The sequence below is a fragment of the Listeria monocytogenes ATCC 19117 genome, from assembly GCF_000307025.1.
Classification (GTDB): Bacteria; Bacillota; Bacilli; order Lactobacillales; family Listeriaceae; genus Listeria; species Listeria monocytogenes_B.
Genome location: NC_018584.1, coordinates 114,424 through 131,221 on the forward strand (window position 1 = coordinate 114,424; position 16,798 = coordinate 131,221).

Here is a 16,798-nt window from a genome sequence, read left to right on the forward strand (position 1 = left end):
TAAAAAAAGGAGGAGAATAGAATGGCAGAAAAAATCGAATTATCAAAGAGAGACCGTCTACGCGTAGCATGGCGCTCTACGTTCATTCAAGGTTCATGGAACTACGAACGTATGCAAAATGGTGGCTGGGCATTCTCTATGATTCCCGCTATTAAAAAATTATATAAAACTAAAGAAGATCGTTCGCAAGCTCTAAAACGTCACTTAGAATTCTTTAATACACATCCATATATTGCATCTCCAATTCTAGGGGTAACACTTGCTCTTGAAGAAGAACGTGCCAATGGAGCAGAAGTTGATGATGTAGCAATTCAAGGGGTTAAAGTTGGTATGATGGGACCTCTAGCTGGTGTTGGTGATCCAGTATTCTGGTTTACAATTCGTCCAATGTTAGGAGCATTAGGTGCTTCTCTTGCCTTGAGTGGAAACATTCTTGGACCAATCTTATTCTTCGTTGCTTGGAACGTAATCCGTTGGGGCTTCATGTGGTATACACAAGAATTCGGCTACAAAGCTGGTTCGAAAATTACTGATGACCTTTCTGGTGGATTACTACAAGACATTACAAAAGGTGCTTCGATACTCGGGATGTTCGTCCTCGCCGCCTTGGTGCAGAGATGGGTAAATATCCAGTTTGCGCCAATTATCTCGAAAGTTAAACTTGATGAAGGTGCGTATATTGATTGGAGTCATCTTCCACAAGGCGCTCAAGGTATCAAAACTGCTTTAGAACAACAACAAGCAGGTTTAGCTCTTTCTGAAATTAAAGTAACAACCTTGCAAAATAACTTGGATAACTTAATCCCAGGACTTGCAGCAGTAGCTCTTACATTCCTATGTATGTGGTTACTTAAGAAAAAAATCAGCCCAATTATCATCATTCTAGGTCTATTCGTAGTTGGTATAGTTGGTCACTTAATCGGGCTTCTGTAAAAATAAGCTGATCGAAAAGAGGCTGGTGCAATATTCACCGAGCCTCTTTTCGTTTAGATATATGACACAGATAAACGAATACGGTATAATAAACAAAACAAGCGAAAAGAAATGGAGCGAATACAGTTGGTTCAATCGATTAATACAAAGGTAGACTTAACAATAGATGCCACCGCGTATACTGGACTTACAGATTACGGGAAAATTATGATTGGCGACAAAGGTTTTGAATTTTTTAACTCACGTGATGTGCGTAAATTCGTCCAAATCCCTTGGGAAGAAGTAGATCAAGTTATCGTATCCGTTATGCTAAAAGGTAAGTGGATCCCTCGCTACGCCATTAAAACAAAGCGCAACGGCACATACACATTTGCTTCTAAACGACCTAAAGAAGTTTTACGTAAAATACGAGTTTATGTCGACCCAGCCAATATGGTGAGCTCGCTCAGTTTCTTTGATGTTATGAAGCGCTCGTTTCGGTCGATATTTAGCAAGAAGAAAAACAAAAATAAATAAGCCGATTTATACCGAAAAGCTTCAATGGATTTATGTCTGTTGATGCTTTTTTTCGTACATAATAATTGAACAAACAGCACATTTTGGTACAATAGAAAGTGAAATCAAAAGTAAACGAAGGAGGAACACCAACATGAAAAAACCAAGAATCTACACGATGTCATTCGCTAGTGTATACCCTCTTTACATACAAAAAGCGGAGAAAAAAGACCGCACAAAAGAAGAAGTGGATGAAATTATTTTTTGGCTAACCGGCTATGATCAAGATTCTTTGCAACAAGCAATCGACCAAGCAATTGATTTCGAGACCTTCTTTGCCGAAGCACCAAAAATGAATCCGAATGCTTCCTTAATCACCGGAGTTATTTGCGGCTACCGAGTAGAAGAAATTGAAGATAAACTAATGCAACAAATTCGTTATTTGGATAAATTGGTGGATGAACTCGCAAAAGGGAAAAAAATGGAGAAGATTTTAAGGAAATAAGAAAAAAGCAGCCGGATTTGGATGGCTGCTTTTTTATTGCTTAGCTTCTGGAGACTTTCTTTTTTAAATTTGCTAGAGAGTTCGCTACTTTTAAAGTAGTTTTTACAGATTTTCGGTTTAATGTTCCTTGATAATGTCTGATTTTATTAGTTAGTTCGTGATTTTTATTAATCGTCAACTGTAATTTTTGTTTAGTATCTGTCAGTTGTTTTTCTAATTGCTGATTTTTTTCTTGTGTTTCAGTAATTTTTTGTTGGTATTTTTTGTTTTGTTCAGAAGTTGTTTTTTTCAGTTGGGTAAGTTGATTATTTACGAGATTGACGCGGTATCTTGTGCTAAAATCATGTCTTTCTTTTAATAAATTGGTGGAGATTTTTACTCGGTTTAGCATTTCTTGAGGGTTTAATATGGAAATGGGGTCTGGACTTGTTGGGAAAGTAATGGAGTTTATAAGTTCATCCATGGGAGCTGATTTTCTGTTTTTATCGTATTTATAGATATGATTGAGACCATTAGTATCTAAGAAATCAATATAATTATCAAAATTTCTTGCTTGGACTTTTTCGGCTGATTTCAGGTCCACTTTAGTTAGTAATTCTTGGAGGTTGTTGGTTTTTTCTAATTCATCGATGGTTACGTGAGGAAGCGCATGGTAGGAAGCTAGTTCACGCATTCTGGCATCTTGTACGAAAGAAATATTAGGTGTTCCGACTATTGTTGGAATGACGTTTCCATGTAGGCGAGAGCCAATGCTAAAATCAACTTTCTTCACAAAATCGAACCAACTAGGCATGCTAGTGAAATATTTTACTCGACCTTCTTGATAATACTTATGTTGGATATTTGTTGGGTAGCCATTGATATCACTAGAGATATCTGGACCGCCGGCATACATTAAATGGAATTCGTCTAGGTGTTGAGGGATAAAGTGATAGTCTTTATATGTAGTAATCATGTTGTTAAGGAAATTGATAGCTATTTCTGAAGAAGTTGGGGATGCATTAATAGCGATGGTGGATTGATCTGTTAAGTGAAAATCTCTTAATTTTATTTCTCGTCCGAATGTATAAAGGGACGGACAACCAATTACTCGGAAGTCAAGTTCTGCGTTAAATCCTAGTTTTTTTAAATAATCTGCAGTAATTTGTCCTCGAACCCCAATTTGAGCTGATTTTTCTAGGACTGCTTTAACAAAGTTAGTAACATCTTCATCAAAAGAAAAACCTTCGTCTAGTTGTGGTTCGTAATTCGCTCTTAACCCGACGCCTGTTACGATGACTGGGATTTTTAATTTGCGAATGAGTTGGGTGTAATTGCGGAGTACTGGCCTAAAGTCGTCTCGAAATGCGTCAGCTAAAGGCATAACATAGAGGTCGTAATTTTCATTGATTTTTTCTGCGAGATTGGGGTTAGATGAAAGACCGTCAGCATGTATTTCTACATCATCATTCCACAAAGCTCGATAAATGCTATATTGATACGCAAGATTACCATTGTTAAACCCGGTTCGATCCTTTAAATAGATGTCTTCCGGCGTGTAGACATTGGTCGGTCGCATACCCGATCTAATGAGTATTCGCTTCACTAAAAAACCACATCCTTAAGTAAGTTAATATTTAAAGTATATCAAAATATTAACCTGGTTAACAATTTTAAAGATGAAATTCATGGTTTATTTGTGATTATGTTTACATGCATCAAAGAAGTAGCCGATTTCTTCCACTAATGCTTCATTCACCGAATAAATATGCGTGGTTCCTTCCTTTCTTAAATTAATAAGTTTTGCTTCTTTAAGCAGTTTAATGTGGTGAGACATGGTAGATTTGGAGATATTGTAAGTTGTGCCAGAGAAGCGTTTTTCTTTGCTTTTCAGTAAACATAGGAAAATATCAAGACGGATTGGATCGCTTAATGCTTGGAAAATTAATAATAAATCTGATTTTGAGAGCTCATTTAACTTTTTCATATAAATATCATATCATAACTTACATTTTAATTGCGCGGAACTTGCTGCTATGTTATATTATGATAGTTCGAAATTAATCGAACTATCAAATCTGAAAGAAGTTGTTGGGAAATGTTGCATATTGAAGCGCAAATTACGGTCAAAAAAGAACAAACCGAAGCTTTTTTGCAGGCGACTAAGGAAGTTATTGCTGCATCAAGAGCAGAAGCTGGGAATCATGGTTATGAATTAGTGCAATCAACGGAAAACGAAACAGTTTTTTATATGTTAGAAAAATGGGCGGATATGGAAGCCATTCAACAACACAACGACAGCGAGCATTTCAAAAAATTCCAGAAATTGGCTGCTGATTTTGTTGCTAAAGAACTTGAAATTTCAGTATTAACGCCACTTGCGCGATAAGGAGGACCATAATATGACTTATGTAAATAATGATTTTGAAGACTTAATGAAAAACCGCCGCTCGATTCGAGAATACGATGAAACGGTGAAAATTAGCCAAGAAGAAATGAAAGCTATTCTAGAGGACGCGGTAACGGCTCCTTCCTCTGTAAACATGCAACCATGGCGTTTTGTGGTCGTGGAAAGTGATGCGGGTAAAGAAAAATTAAGCTCGTTAGTTCGCTTTAATACACGTCAAAATGAATCTTCTTCCGCGATGATTTTAGTTTTTGGCGACTTAGAGAATTTTGAAAACGGTGAAAAAATTTACGGAGAATCAGTTGAACGCGGCTTGATGCCGGCAGAAGTGAAAGAACAACAAATGGCTAAATTAAGCCAGTACTTTGCATCCATTCCGCGCACAGAAGCAGAACGTGTAGTCCTTATTGACGGCGGAATTGTAGCGATGCAATTAATGTTAGTTGCTCGGGCGCATGGTTATGATACAAATCCAATTGGTGGTTTTGAACGTACGGAAGTTGCTGAGGCCTTCAATATGGATCCAGAGCGTTATGTACCGGTTATGATTGTTTCTATCGGTAAAGCTAAAAATTCTGGCTACCAGTCTTATCGATTACCAATTACGGATGTTACGACTTTTGCTTAAAAGAGGGCAAGGAAATAGCTGATATTTCCTTGTTCTTTTTTTGTTCCTTTCTTGATATAATTAAAATAACATACAGCCAAGGAGGAGAAGCAACTATGACTATCAAAATAACTCGTAAAACTGGAATTGGCAGCGGTATTACTCCGGTGAAAATTAGAATCGAAAATGAAGAAATTGTAAAACTCGACAATCATCAGTCTCATTTTTTTATGCCTAAGATGGAGAAAACAAAGGTTTGCGTGACTAATTGGTTTTATGGGAGTCAGGAAGCGGTTTTGGAAAATAATAATGATGTTATTGTGCGGATTAACCGTAAAGCACTAATATTAAATTATTCAATGTTTCCATTTCTTTTTTTCGGACTTTTGGCCACTAGTTGGGAGTCTACAGTCATTGCGTTAATACTTTGTTTGGCATCATTTTTTTATTCGCGAAAGCATTGGTTTGAATTTGTGAAAATTAAATAGTAATTCATGGATAGCGTGGGATATGTTCTCATGCTTTTTTTATCTGTGTAAGTTTTTATTCCATCTGTGTATCTTAGGAAGGGGTCTTAAACCGCAGAATGACAGCGCTTTCTTTTGGCATGATAATTGCATGATATACAGATGCTCGGAATGAATCTTTAATTGGAGGGAGGAAATTAGAGAGAAGAACATTCGGGCAACCACACAAAAAGGGGTACAGAGAGACAAACTTAGAACTACCGAAATGAGGTTTATAAATCAAAAATCGGGGTGAAGAGATGAATAAGAAGATGAAAAAGCTTTTTAGTATTACTTCTGTTGTGTTGTTAGTTTTATCGTTAGTGGTTGTATCAATTGGTGCAGAGCCAAAACGGGCGAAAGCGGCTGAAAATGTACCACAGTATCGAAATGTTATGTATTACGGTGATTGGTCGATTTGGGGAGGAGAAGGGAACTTTTATCCGAAAGATATTCCAGCTGATCAATTAACACATTTGAATTTTGCTTTTCTGGATTTTAATAGTAATGGGGATTTAGTTTTTACTGATAAAGATGCTGCTGTTGGGGCGCCTGTTGGACAAGAGGGAGTTCAATGGGGCGGAGCAAATGCAGGCGTTTTGAATGCGATTCAAGATTTGCGCGCTCAAAATCCGAATTTGAAAATAGGGCTTTCAGTTGGAGGCTGGTCTAAGTCGGGAGATTTCTCGACAGTTGCAGCGGATCCAACAAAACGGGCTAACTTTGTGAAAAACGTGATGAAGTTTGTGAAATATACCAATATGGATTTTGTTGATTTGGACTGGGAATATCCTGCTTCGGTACGGGACGCTGACCTTGTTGATAATAAAAACGATGAAGGCACACCAAATGCAAAACCTGCGGATAAGCAAAACTTTATTACACTTTTACAAGATTTAAGAACGGCTTTGGATAAACAAGGCGTGGATATTAACAAGAAATACGAATTATCGGTTGCTTTACCAGCTGCAAAATCTACTTTAGAAAATGGGATTGATGTAGCGAATTTATTTAAAGTAGTCGATTTTGCGAATGTGATGACGTATGACTTAAATGGTGCTTGGACACCGAATAGTGCGCATCATACAGCGCTTTACGGCAATCCGAAAGATCCGAATTATGATAGTGGTTTTTCTGTCGACCAAACCGTTAAATACTTAAAAGAAAAGGGAGCAGTTTCGAATAAAATTGTTGTTGGGGCAGCATTTTACACTCGAGGCTGGAATAAAGTAGCTGCTGGAACGGATACGGCATTGCCAGGGCTTTTCCAAGCTGCTGAAAAAACGAATAAAGATGCGGATGGCTCGCTTACTTACGGGGCAAACAACGAAAACCCAATTAAAACAGGCGATGGGGGCCGTGCTGGCGGAGTTTGGGCGTATAGAAGTATTGATGCGCTAAAAGCTAAAACGCCAACATTGAAAGAATATTGGGATGATACTGCCAAGGCGCCGTATCTTTATAGTAAGGAAACTGGGGAGTTTTACACATATGACAATACGCGCTCGATTGGCTATAAGGCACAATATGTAAAAGATAATAATCTTGGTGGGATGATTTCTTGGATGCAGTCGCAGGATAAAACAACGACTTCGACTAAGCGCGATGAACTCACAAAGGCGATTAAATCAGGATTATTCGGCACAAACGCTATCCCGCAAAACGCGATTACTTATGCGAATTTAAATGTGGTAGCGACAGTGAAACCTTATAGCGAAAATGGGGTCGGGTACGAAATTACAATTACAAACAATGAAAAAGCGGACGAAACCAATGAAGTTTTGAAATCAACTGAGCTATCGTTTGAAACAGTGAAATTACCTAAGTTTTATATTCCAGTAAAAGCGGGCGAAACGTTAACTGCTGGCGATTATAAAGCGGGTACAGTTACTACTTCAGGTGGCAATACAGTAGTTGATTTAGCTTCTGTATACGACGCGCAACAAATTCCGCAAGGCGCATCTTATACGTTCCGTTTAAAATCGAGTGCATCTAGTGTGGATGTAGCTAACATTTCTAAAATTGATTTAACACAACGGATGGTAAAATCGAGTGTCGAATTTGGTAAACAAACGATTTTTGGCGGGGGAACTGTTGTACCTGATCCAAGCGATACAGAAGCTCCAACAGTACCAAAAGCACTTGCATCTTCTAATGTAACCGATAAATCTGCTACTCTAACGTGGACAGCTTCAACGGACAATAAAGCAGTGGCTGGATATAAAGTGTACCGAAATGGGACCGAAGTTGGCTCTGTTTCAGGAACTACTTTTACAGATAGTGGCTTAACTGCAAAAACAGCGTATTCTTATACAGTAAAGGCATATGATGCGGCGGGGAATTTCTCGGCAGCAAGCTCGGTCCTAACTGTAACAACGCTTGATGCGGCAACACCACCAGCAACTCCAGCATGGGACGCTGCCAAAACGTACAATAAGGGAGATAGGGTTTCTTACAAAGGGAAAACATATGAAGCACAGTGGTGGACTCAGGGAAATGAGCCAGGAGCTGAACAGTGGGGTCCTTGGTTGTTAATAAATTAATAGACAAAAACAGAGATTCTTTTCGGAGAATCTCTGTTTTTATTTGAAAAAGTGACCAAACGTATTACAATGAATAAAAGCGACAAGAGAGGGTGCAGAAGGATGTATTTTGTATACGATATTGGTGGAACTTTTGTTAAATTTGCGTTGATGGAAAATAACGGTACGGTGAAAATGAAAGATAAATTCCCTACAACTGCCAAAAGTGCAGAAGAACTTGTAGCTCAAATGGTCGAAAAGTGGCGCCCCTATAGTACAGAAGTGAAGGGCATAGCTGTGAGTTGTCCGGGAGTGGTAGATACGGAAAAAGGCGTGATTTACCAAGGTGGCTCGCTATTATTTATGCATGAGAAAAATTTGGCTGAAATGCTAGCGCGTGAATGTCATGTTCCCGTTGTCTTGCAAAATGATGCGAAGAGTGCGGCTTTAGCGGAACTTTGGTTAGGTGTGGCAAAAAATGTACATAGCGCGGCGATTTTAACGCTTGGAAGTGGCGTTGGTGGCGGAATTATTATGGATGGTAAATTACAATCTGGCTATCATTTGATGGCGGGAGAAGTTAGTTTTATGGAGACTTCTTTTGATACGAAGAAATTGCGAGGTACATTCTTTGGAAGAACTGGATCAGCGGTGGAGTTAATTAAGCGCATTGCATCAAAGAAGAATTTACCCAATAAAAAAGATGGTGAGCAGGTTTTCGAATTAATTAACCAAGGCGATGAAGAAGCGAATGCTATTTTTGATGTGTATATTTATGAATTAACATCTCAAATTTTAAATATCCAGTATTTGATTGATCCGGAAATTATTGCAATTGGTGGTGGCATTAGCGCTCAACCAGTTGTTGTTGATAGACTAAACGAAGCTGTCGCAGAAATAAAAGATGCTAATCCTTATCATGCCGCACAACCGAAAATCGTCACTTGTCATTTCCAAAATGATGCGAATTTGTACGGAGCATTGTATAATTTCTTTTTACAAATGGATGCGCAAAATAAAAGGTAACTAGAATCTCTAGTTACCTTTTTTCTATAAAGCTTGCAACATATCAAACTGTGATTGATATAAATTATAGTAGTAGCCGTGCTGTGCCATCAGTTCTTCGTGACTGCCAGCTTCTTGAATGCGACCATTATCAATGTAGAAGATGCGCGAACTGTTTTTGATTGTCGAAAGTCTGTGCGCGATAATGAAGGATGTTCGGCCTTCCAGCAGTCGCTCAAGCCCTTCTTGGAGTAGGATTTCTGTTTGTGTATCAATACTTGAAGTTGCTTCATCAAGGATGAGGATTTTCGGATCGGCTAAAAGAGCACGGGCAAAGGAAATCAGTTGTCGCTGACCGGCCGAAAGAGTGCTACCTCGTTCTTTTACTTCGGTATAGTAGCCATCTTTTAATCCGGAAATGAAATCATGAGCACGAACGACTTTGGCAGCCGCGATAATTTCTTCTTCGGTTGCATCTAGCTTCCCGTAGCGAATATTTTCAATAATCGTTCCTGAAAAAATAAAGGTATCTTGGAGCATCACGCCCATTTGGGACCTGAGTGATCTAAGCGTGACTTCTTCGACATTTTCCCCATCAACTAAAATTTCTCCAGAATTTATATTATAAAAACGGCTGAGCAAGTTTATGATGGTCGTTTTTCCAGCGCCAGTCGGACCAACGAGCGCAATTGATTCACCCGCATCCACATGAAAATTAATTCCTTTTAAAATGTCCACACCTTCCTCATAACGGAAATAAACATCTTTAAAGTCAACATTTCCAACGATTGGTGGCATTTTTTTCGCATTTGGGACATCTTTAATATCGGGCTCAACGTCCATCGTTTCGAAAATTCGCTCCAAATAAGTCGTTGCGGTAATAAGCGAATTATAGAAGTTTCCAATATTAATAACAGGATTCCAAAAATTCCCAACATAACCGATGAAAGCAATCAGTGTCCCGGTAGAAACGTCCACACCGTAACCTTTGATTCCAACGAAGTAAATTAAACAAGTCGTCATTACGGCGATATTTTGAACCCCAGGCTAAAGCAAGAATTGAATTTTCACCGCTTTCATCCAAGAACGGCGGTACTCATTACTTACCTCGGTGAAAATCTCAAAATTCTCTTCTTCTCGCGAAAAGCTTTGCGTTACTTTTATCCCAGCGATGCTCTCATGGATATAGGCGTTCATGTTGGATTGTTTATTGCTTAGAACTTGATAAGCTTTTCGTTGCGCGGTTTTAATGACCATAACAATCACGAAAAGAACCGGGATAAGCGCTAAACTATACAACGTTAACACTGGATCAATCATCAACATAAAACCAAGCGTTACAATGACACTTAAAATATCGGAAATCAGATTTATCAGCCCATTGGACAATAAATCACTGAGCATATTGATGTAATTAACAACACGAATCAAAATTTTACCATGCGGGCGACTGTCAAAATAAGAGAAAGGCAGCTTTTGCAAATGACCGAAAATCGCTGTCCGCATATCTTTTAAAATGTCTTGCCCAATAAGCGTAATCGACCTAATGCGGTATCGCATACAAAGTCCGGTTACAACGACAGAAAATATGAAAATAATCGCAATCCAGAATAGTTGTGTCATGTTTTTGTTTGGAATCGTATCATCTATGACTATTTTGGTTAAATACGGGCCAATCATTGTTGCTACATTTGCTAATAAGATGACAAAGAGCGTAATATAAATGGATTTTTGATAGGGTTTTACGTAAACGAGAATACGTTTTAAATGTGCGGCGCTGAATGCTGTTTCCAGTTCTTCGTCAATATCAAATTTATTTCTAGCCATTCACATTCGCCTCCGTTCCAAGTTGTTTATTGTAAATATCAAAATAATAACCTTTTTCTGCTAGCAAACTAGAGTGTGTGCCGCGTTCGATGATTTCGCCATGATTTAAAATTAAAATTTCATCGGCTTCTTTTACAGAAGAAATCCGGTGCGCAATGATAAATGTGGTCGTATTTTCCGTGATTTTCTTTAATTCACCTTGGATTTTCACTTCGGTTTCCATATCGACAGCGGAAGTGGTATCATCCAAAATCAAAATGGATGGATTTTTTAAAAGAGCACGAGCTAAAGATATCCGCTGCTTTTGTCCGCCAGAAAGTCCGACACCGCGTTCACCAACAATCGTGTCATAACTTTCAGGCATGGTTTCGATGAAGTGGTCCGCGTCTGCAATTCGCGCCATACGCCGGACATCTTCCATTGTTGCATCCGGAGCGCCAAATGCAATATTTCCTTCAATCGTATCAGAAAATAGGAAAATATCTTGCATCACCGTGGCGATATGGTTTCTAAGTTCCCGCACATGCCATTTTCGTGCATCGACACCATCAATTAAAATTTCACCGGAAGTCGGATCGTAAAATCGGCAAATTAAGTTGACGAGTGTTGATTTTCCAGCGCCAGTTTCACCCAGAATAGCAATCGTTTGGCCTGGAGAAGCTTTTAGTGAAATATTTTTGAGTACGTCCGTGTTTGGGTCGTCCTCGAAATGAAAACTGACATTTTTAAACTCGACATGACCTTGAAGTGATGGCGCAGGTTTTTCAGCGTGGATGGGGATTTTAGCGTCAGTTGCCATCATGTCTTGAATTTTAAACGAAGAAGCGATAAAGCGTTGAACGTCGTTAATCAGCCAGCCACTCATGCGCATCGGGCCGTTTAGCATCCATAGGAATCCATTGAAGGCAACTAAATCTCCCAGCGTCATTTGGCCTTTAATTACTAAATAGCCACCGAAAATAAGCGTGATGACAACGAGCATGCCCGCGAGCGAATCAAGCACTGGCAAATAGGTTCTGGAAACATCGGCAGAATCTAGATTACGTTTTTTGAAATCCTCATTGTGTTCATGGAATTTCTTCATTTCAAAATCTTCTCGCGCAAAGGCTTTTACGACGCGATTCCCGCTAATATTCTCTTCCACCATCGAATTGAGCCGTGAAAAGCTCTCCCGAATTTCATAAAAAACTGGTTGGGCTTTACTCGACATTTTCATCGTTAAAATAGCAATAAGCGGCGTTACGATAACAAGCGCAAGCGTTAATTTCCAGTCAATCGCGGCCATTATGATAATTGCAAAACTAAATAAAAATACATTTTCCAAAATGTTGTAAGATACCCACGAAACAAAATGACGAATCGCATCCGTATCACCAGTCATCCGCGCCATAATATCCCCAACGCGCGTATTATTGAAAAAATCAAAATCGAGTGATTGCAACTTTTTATATAAATCTTCTCGAATTCGGAAAAGGGAATTTTGCCCAATTCGTTCGCACATAATCTGATAGGTATAACGGCAAATAGTTCGAATAATTGTCGAAATAATCATGATTAAAAGTAGCGGGATAAGCAAATTCGTTTTATTTTGATAGACAACATCGTCAATCACTTTCCCGCCAAGTAACGGATAAATAATACTAATACCAGAAGCGATAAAAATTAAAATAAATACACCAATCATAAGTAGACGATATTTTCGGACATATTGCCAAATCCATTTCATACTCTCCATTTTTTCACATCCTTTAATATTCATATATCCATTTAGTTTACACTCCTAATTTCGAAAAAGAATGGTTTATATTCGCTGTAAGCATGGACAATGTTATATAATTAAAAGATAAATGTAAGCGTTATAACGAGGAGGTGAAGTGATGCTGAAAATAAATACGACCACATTTAATCCGCAAATTTTGTATATCGCGAATTGTTATACGAATGAGGTGCGCGTAGGTGAAAATCACCATCATGATTTTTTGGAGATCTCGATTATTTGTGAGGGAAACGTTATTTATGATATTGAAGGCGAGCGAGTCAAGCTAGGAAAAGGCGATATGCTGATTTTTAATCCTGGTGTGAATCATTACGATATAACCGAACCAGGTATGACGAATGCGCAACTCCATATAGGTTTTCGGAACTTTGCACTGGAAGGATACACGCGAAATACGTTCCCGTTTAAAAAGGCCTTTTTACGAAAAAAAGAAGAAGAATCTGCCATTTTATCTATTTCTAAACAAATTATAGAAGAAAAAGATGCAGAAAAACCAGGATATGACTTGATTTTAAAGGCTTTCGTCATGCAATTAATTATCCATGTTTTACGCGAAGCCACCCCAGAACAACTTGAAAATAACGGCGTCAAATTATCTACCGACGAGCAGCAAAAACAGATACTTGTAAACGAAATTATTCATTATATGGAAAAACACCATACAGAAGACGTCTCGCTCTCAACGCTTTCGCAAACGATGTACATTAGCCCCGCCTATATCTCCAAAGTATTTAAAGAAGAAACCGGGGAATCACCAATTAACTACTTAATCAAAATTCGTCTTACTCGTGCAGAAGAATTACTCAAGAATAAAGACGTTACCGTAAAACAGGCCGCAAATATGGTCGGATATAATGATGCTTATTATTTTAGCAAGCTTTTCAAGAAATATTACGGGTTTCCACCATCAGAAAACTGGCGCAAATCGAGTTAGAATTCCAAAATAAGACAGAGAGAAGGAAGACTGGATGGAATATAAAAAAGCTTTAGCGTTTATAAAATCAAATAGCATTCTAGAACAAGAAGAAGGAACAGAAGTTATTTTTAAACAGGCACAAGAAACAGTTCGAGGGAATTTGGATCCTTTTTTATTAAAAGACCTGAAACAACATCTTGGCGGTACGAATGATGCGATAAAAGAAGCGCCGCAAGAAATCCAAATGCCAGATTTTTCTAATTTGGAAATAGCAACGGCAGCTGCACTACAAATGCGAGCAACGATGGGAAGTCCGAATATTGATTTATCAAACGGCGTAACTACGGAATATCGGGTTGTTGAAGGGGACTATGGCGATATTCCGGTACGAATTTATCGTCACGAAGAAGCGACCAAACCAGTTCCCGCATTCATTTTTTATCATGGTGGTGGCTTTGTTGGTGGAACGCCGGCTGTTGTGGAGAACTTTTGTAAAGGTATTGCGGAAAAGTTACCGGCAGTTGTTATTAATGTGGACTATCATTTAGCTCCCGAATTCCCGGCACCAGCAGCTCCAAAAGATTGTTACAGGGCGCTTGAATGGGTAGTGGAACAAAGCGACGAACTCGGTATCGACGCTTCGAAAATAGGTGTTTCTGGAGATAGCGCGGGTGGAACTTTAGCAGCAGCGGTGAGCTATATGGATTATGAAGCAGAGACGAATTATGTAGGATTTCAAGCTTTACTTTACCCAGCGCTAACGTTAGTAGATGAAGATAATGATAAGTACCAGTGGGATATTTCCAAGTTTGGGGCATCAGAAGAGACACTTCCGCTCGTTGCGCCAGGTATCATTGGAATGAACAGCTCTGGCGAATTACTGCGGACAGCCTATGTTAGAGACGAAAATCCCGCATCGCCAATTTATTCTCCACTATCGGCTGTAGATAAAAGTATTTATCCGCCTACACTTATAGCCAGTGCGGAGTTTGATGCGTTACGAGCTTTTGCAGATATTTTTGCTAAAGAACTGCGCGCAAGTGGTATACAAACAAAAGCAATCGTTTACCAAGGAATGTGTCATGCTTTCATTGATAAATACGGGATTTTCCCTCAAGCGGAAGACGTGGCAGATGAAATTGTTCAAATGATGAAAGAAATATTTTAAAGAATAATTTGCAGGCATTTTTCGGAATGCCTGTTTGTTTTTGGACTAAATTTTGCGATTAGTACTAAAAATGTATTAGAATAGAGAAGAGAAATGAGAAAGGATGATGGGACTCATGAAATTTCAGCTTTTTATTCAACCAAAATTAGATGTTCTTCAGGGAAATATTGTCGAATATGAAATACTTTTACGTGATGATAGTGCAGTTCCTAGATTTCCTCTATCAGAATTAGAAGCTGTACTCGCGGACGAAGAACTGTATTTAGCTTTTTCCGAGTGGTTTAGCGAGGCGTTCTTAGACGTTTTAAAGAAATATCCAAATGATCGATTTGCCATAAATATTGCGCCACAACAGCTTTTTTACATAGAAACACTCCACTGGCTAGACAAATTAAAAAGCGAGAGTCATCGTATAACTGTAGAAATGACCGAAGATATTTTCGATGTACCCGGGCATAAACGCCACCTTAATGCGAACGATAAAAACGCATTTATTCTAAATAAAATTAAAGTGATTCACGGTCTCGGCTACCATATCGCCATAGATGATGTTAGTTGCGGATTGAACAGCCTAGAGCGAGTGATGAGCTACCTACCTTACATAATAGAGATTAAATTCTCCCTCATTCATTTCAAAAATATACCATTAGAAGATTTGCTACTATTTATTAAAGCTTGGGCAAATTTTGCTCAGAAAAATAAGCTCGATTTTGTTGTTGAGGGAATTGAAACGAAAGAAACCATGACTCTACTAGAAAGTCATGGCGTCTCGATTTTTCAAGGTTATCTCGTTAATAAGCCGTTTCCGGTTTGAAAACTATCTATTTGATTGAGTAGATTCTCGTGCGAGCTAATGGTGATGGGCTTTTTGGAAAGCAGTAGTCCGCTTTCCCGTAGCTCTTCTAACACTTCAGTTACTCTAGCTCGACTCGAACGACAATAATCAGCTAAGAAAGTTTGCGTGACATAGACTGGAAGCTCAATTGCCCCCTCTGTTTGATGCAAATGAAGTAACTCAATAATTTCCACCAAAATACGCGTTACTTTGACTATGGGTGCTTGATTAATATTCTTGTAATTTTTTGATGTAAATAAATATCTGACAATAACTTCATCAAGTATAAGATGGAAAAATTGTGGGTTTGCATATAAATAATTGAGAAGAAACTCGCGGTCAATAAATAGAACGGTACCATTTTCTAATGCGCGAACACGATATTCAGTAAGTTCAGGTGCTGTTTTAGTTTCGAGTAAACTTTCCATTCCAAAAAGCGAGTGTTGACCAATCAACGCATTTATCATCCAGCGACCTTCATTTGTAGGACCTTCTAAAACAGCCGTTCCCTCTAAAATAGCACCTATTTGCGGCGTCTTTTCTTCGTAATCTCTATATGAATGAATAATTTCGCCTTTTTTAAAAGAAATCTTATTTGAATAATCACTAGAAAAAATATCTGAAAAATCTATCGTGTGAAACATTATCAAAACTCCTATACTAAGGTAAAATTGGTATTTACCATATTACTTTACTGCTATTTGTGTTAAAAAGATACCGAATAAAAATCGTGTTCACAATTTAGACATGAAAAAGTCACTCTTTAGCAACAAATTTAGTGGTTTTATCAATAAAAACTTACTTTTTCTTCCCTGGAGAGAAATTCAACTAAAAAAAGACCCTCCATAGATAGGAGAGTCTTTCAAAACTTCTTGTAAACATCAATGGAATTGCCAAAATTAATGAAATATCCACCATAATCATACATCGGACCATATTTTTCTGCGTAATGAGTAACTGTATGGCGCAAAAATTCTTCTGTTACCTCTAAAAACTCCGCTACTTCAAAATATTCTCGTAAGCCTAGATAAAAACAAGCAATGATGTCATCAAGCGGTATTAGTTCCTCATAACCTTTACGACGAGCAAAAATTTCTTGTTTTTTATCCATAATTGTTTCCTGTTTAGTGATGTTACCTACAGTGTATTTGTAATGCATCAATTCTTCTACTAAAACACAGCCTTTTTCAATGGAAGATTGATCCTTACTAATAAAAATCGTCCCATTTAAATAAAGACCTGGCAATTTGTAAGGCATTTTTTCTTCTCTGATTGTTACCTCATCTTGGTATTTATTTACCAATTTTTCGTACAAT

The 16,798-nt window shown here is 38.2% G+C and carries 16 protein-coding genes and 1 pseudogene; 11 read left to right on the forward strand and 6 right to left on the reverse strand.

Translation table 11 applies throughout. The features are described from left to right. Positions 1-21 precede the first annotated feature (21 nt). The 3 genes from LMOATCC19117_RS00590 (at position 22) to LMOATCC19117_RS00600 (ending at position 1,933) form a co-directional block, all read left to right on the forward strand. Positions 22-933, forward strand: coding sequence for a PTS system mannose/fructose/sorbose family transporter subunit IID (locus LMOATCC19117_RS00590; protein WP_003721724.1), 912 nt, complete (start codon positions 22-24; stop codon positions 931-933). 126 nt (positions 934-1,059) lie between these two features. Next, on the forward strand, positions 1,060-1,449 hold the full coding sequence (locus LMOATCC19117_RS00595) for a DUF956 family protein (RefSeq protein ID WP_003728363.1): 390 nt from the start codon (positions 1,060-1,062) through the stop codon (positions 1,447-1,449). A 133-nt stretch (positions 1,450-1,582) separates the two neighbouring features. Then, a complete protein-coding gene (locus LMOATCC19117_RS00600; protein WP_003721726.1) occupies positions 1,583-1,933 on the forward strand; it encodes a DUF2200 domain-containing protein in 351 nt (116 codons plus the stop codon). A gap of 40 nt (positions 1,934-1,973) precedes the next feature. On the opposite strand, the gene LMOATCC19117_RS00605 is transcribed toward LMOATCC19117_RS00600, so the two are convergent. Together LMOATCC19117_RS00605 and LMOATCC19117_RS00610 are read right to left on the reverse strand one after the other, a co-directional pair. Continuing rightward, positions 1,974-3,491, reverse strand: a complete 1,518-nt coding sequence (locus tag LMOATCC19117_RS00605) for a polysaccharide pyruvyl transferase family protein (protein WP_003734725.1) — start codon at positions 3,489-3,491, stop codon at positions 1,974-1,976. Positions 3,492-3,605: 114 nt separating this feature from the next. After that, the gene (locus tag LMOATCC19117_RS00610) at positions 3,606-3,899 is read right to left on the reverse strand and encodes an ArsR/SmtB family transcription factor (RefSeq protein WP_003724933.1); all 294 of its coding nucleotides are present in this window, start codon (positions 3,897-3,899) and stop codon (positions 3,606-3,608) included. A gap of 111 nt (positions 3,900-4,010) precedes the next feature. On the opposite strand from LMOATCC19117_RS00610, the gene LMOATCC19117_RS00615 reads away from it, so the two are divergent. The 5 genes from LMOATCC19117_RS00615 (at position 4,011) to LMOATCC19117_RS00635 (ending at position 8,980) form a co-directional block, all read left to right on the forward strand. After that, positions 4,011-4,301, forward strand: coding sequence for a putative quinol monooxygenase (locus tag LMOATCC19117_RS00615; RefSeq protein WP_003742434.1), 291 nt, complete (start codon positions 4,011-4,013; stop codon positions 4,299-4,301). A gap of 13 nt (positions 4,302-4,314) precedes the next feature. After that, positions 4,315-4,947, forward strand: coding sequence for a nitroreductase family protein (locus tag LMOATCC19117_RS00620; protein WP_003731589.1), 633 nt, complete (start codon positions 4,315-4,317; stop codon positions 4,945-4,947). A gap of 95 nt (positions 4,948-5,042) precedes the next feature. Next, the gene (locus tag LMOATCC19117_RS00625; protein ID WP_003724936.1) at positions 5,043-5,414 is read left to right on the forward strand and encodes a hypothetical protein; all 372 of its coding nucleotides are present in this window, start codon (positions 5,043-5,045) and stop codon (positions 5,412-5,414) included. Positions 5,415-5,704: 290 nt separating this feature from the next. Continuing rightward, the gene (chiB, locus tag LMOATCC19117_RS00630) at positions 5,705-7,975 is read left to right on the forward strand and encodes a chitinase ChiB (protein ID WP_003734724.1); all 2,271 of its coding nucleotides are present in this window, start codon (positions 5,705-5,707) and stop codon (positions 7,973-7,975) included. 102 nt (positions 7,976-8,077) lie between these two features. Next, positions 8,078-8,980 carry an ROK family protein gene (locus LMOATCC19117_RS00635; protein ID WP_003734723.1) on the forward strand — a complete coding sequence of 301 codons (903 nt, stop codon included), beginning with the start codon at positions 8,078-8,080 and terminating at the stop codon, positions 8,978-8,980. Between the two features lie 24 nt (positions 8,981-9,004). Here LMOATCC19117_RS00635 and LMOATCC19117_RS00640 read toward each other — a convergent pair. Next, positions 9,005-10,786 (reverse strand): annotated as a pseudogene (locus LMOATCC19117_RS00640) (ABC transporter ATP-binding protein). Beyond that, the gene (locus LMOATCC19117_RS00645) at positions 10,779-12,521 is read right to left on the reverse strand and encodes an ABC transporter ATP-binding protein (protein ID WP_003724940.1); all 1,743 of its coding nucleotides are present in this window, start codon (positions 12,519-12,521) and stop codon (positions 10,779-10,781) included. Before LMOATCC19117_RS00645 ends, LMOATCC19117_RS00640 begins: the two are co-directional and overlap by 8 nt. 142 nt (positions 12,522-12,663) lie before the next feature. On the opposite strand from LMOATCC19117_RS00645, the gene LMOATCC19117_RS00650 reads away from it, so the two are divergent. From LMOATCC19117_RS00650 to LMOATCC19117_RS00660, 3 genes are all read left to right on the forward strand, one after another. Beyond that, positions 12,664-13,497, forward strand: a complete 834-nt coding sequence (locus tag LMOATCC19117_RS00650; protein ID WP_003724941.1) for an AraC family transcriptional regulator — start codon at positions 12,664-12,666, stop codon at positions 13,495-13,497. A 34-nt stretch (positions 13,498-13,531) separates the two neighbouring features. After that, positions 13,532-14,647: an alpha/beta hydrolase gene (locus LMOATCC19117_RS00655; RefSeq protein WP_003734721.1), complete on the forward strand. Its 1,116-nt coding sequence runs from the start codon at positions 13,532-13,534 to the stop codon at positions 14,645-14,647. Positions 14,648-14,753: 106 nt separating this feature from the next. After that, positions 14,754-15,461 carry an EAL domain-containing protein gene (locus LMOATCC19117_RS00660; RefSeq protein ID WP_003724943.1) on the forward strand — a complete coding sequence of 236 codons (708 nt, stop codon included), beginning with the start codon at positions 14,754-14,756 and terminating at the stop codon, positions 15,459-15,461. Here the strand turns inward: LMOATCC19117_RS00660 and LMOATCC19117_RS00665 are convergent. Together LMOATCC19117_RS00665 and LMOATCC19117_RS00670 are read right to left on the reverse strand one after the other, a co-directional pair. Further along, positions 15,431-16,126: a Crp/Fnr family transcriptional regulator gene (locus tag LMOATCC19117_RS00665; protein ID WP_003724944.1), complete on the reverse strand. Its 696-nt coding sequence runs from the start codon at positions 16,124-16,126 to the stop codon at positions 15,431-15,433. The genes LMOATCC19117_RS00660 and LMOATCC19117_RS00665 overlap by 31 nt on opposite strands. A gap of 218 nt (positions 16,127-16,344) precedes the next feature. Next, positions 16,345-16,797, reverse strand: a complete 453-nt coding sequence (locus LMOATCC19117_RS00670) for an ImmA/IrrE family metallo-endopeptidase (RefSeq protein ID WP_003728215.1) — start codon at positions 16,795-16,797, stop codon at positions 16,345-16,347. Position 16,798: the final 1 nt, after the last annotated feature.

Excerpts from the sequence above, each read along its gene's own strand:
- LMOATCC19117_RS00590 (WP_003721724.1), top strand. The coding sequence starts at position 22 with ATGGCAGAAAAAATCGAATTATCAAAGAGAGACCGTCTACGCGTAGCA.
- LMOATCC19117_RS00600 (WP_003721726.1), top strand. The coding sequence starts at position 1,583 with ATGAAAAAACCAAGAATCTACACGATGTCATTCGCTAGTGTATACCCT.
- LMOATCC19117_RS00605 (WP_003734725.1), bottom strand. The coding sequence starts at position 3,491 with ATGCGACCGACCAATGTCTACACGCCGGAAGACATCTATTTAAAGGAT.
- LMOATCC19117_RS00610 (WP_003724933.1), bottom strand. The coding sequence starts at position 3,899 with ATGAAAAAGTTAAATGAGCTCTCAAAATCAGATTTATTATTAATTTTC.
- LMOATCC19117_RS00615 (WP_003742434.1), top strand. The coding sequence starts at position 4,011 with ATGTTGCATATTGAAGCGCAAATTACGGTCAAAAAAGAACAAACCGAA.
- LMOATCC19117_RS00620 (WP_003731589.1), top strand. The coding sequence starts at position 4,315 with ATGACTTATGTAAATAATGATTTTGAAGACTTAATGAAAAACCGCCGC.
- LMOATCC19117_RS00625 (WP_003724936.1), top strand. The coding sequence starts at position 5,043 with ATGACTATCAAAATAACTCGTAAAACTGGAATTGGCAGCGGTATTACT.
- chiB (WP_003734724.1), top strand. The coding sequence starts at position 5,705 with ATGAAAAAGCTTTTTAGTATTACTTCTGTTGTGTTGTTAGTTTTATCG.
- LMOATCC19117_RS00635 (WP_003734723.1), top strand. The coding sequence starts at position 8,078 with ATGTATTTTGTATACGATATTGGTGGAACTTTTGTTAAATTTGCGTTG.
- LMOATCC19117_RS00645 (WP_003724940.1), bottom strand. The coding sequence starts at position 12,521 with ATGGAGAGTATGAAATGGATTTGGCAATATGTCCGAAAATATCGTCTA.
- LMOATCC19117_RS00650 (WP_003724941.1), top strand. The coding sequence starts at position 12,664 with ATGCTGAAAATAAATACGACCACATTTAATCCGCAAATTTTGTATATC.
- LMOATCC19117_RS00655 (WP_003734721.1), top strand. The coding sequence starts at position 13,532 with ATGGAATATAAAAAAGCTTTAGCGTTTATAAAATCAAATAGCATTCTA.
- LMOATCC19117_RS00660 (WP_003724943.1), top strand. The coding sequence starts at position 14,754 with ATGGGACTCATGAAATTTCAGCTTTTTATTCAACCAAAATTAGATGTT.
- LMOATCC19117_RS00665 (WP_003724944.1), bottom strand. The coding sequence starts at position 16,126 with ATGTTTCACACGATAGATTTTTCAGATATTTTTTCTAGTGATTATTCA.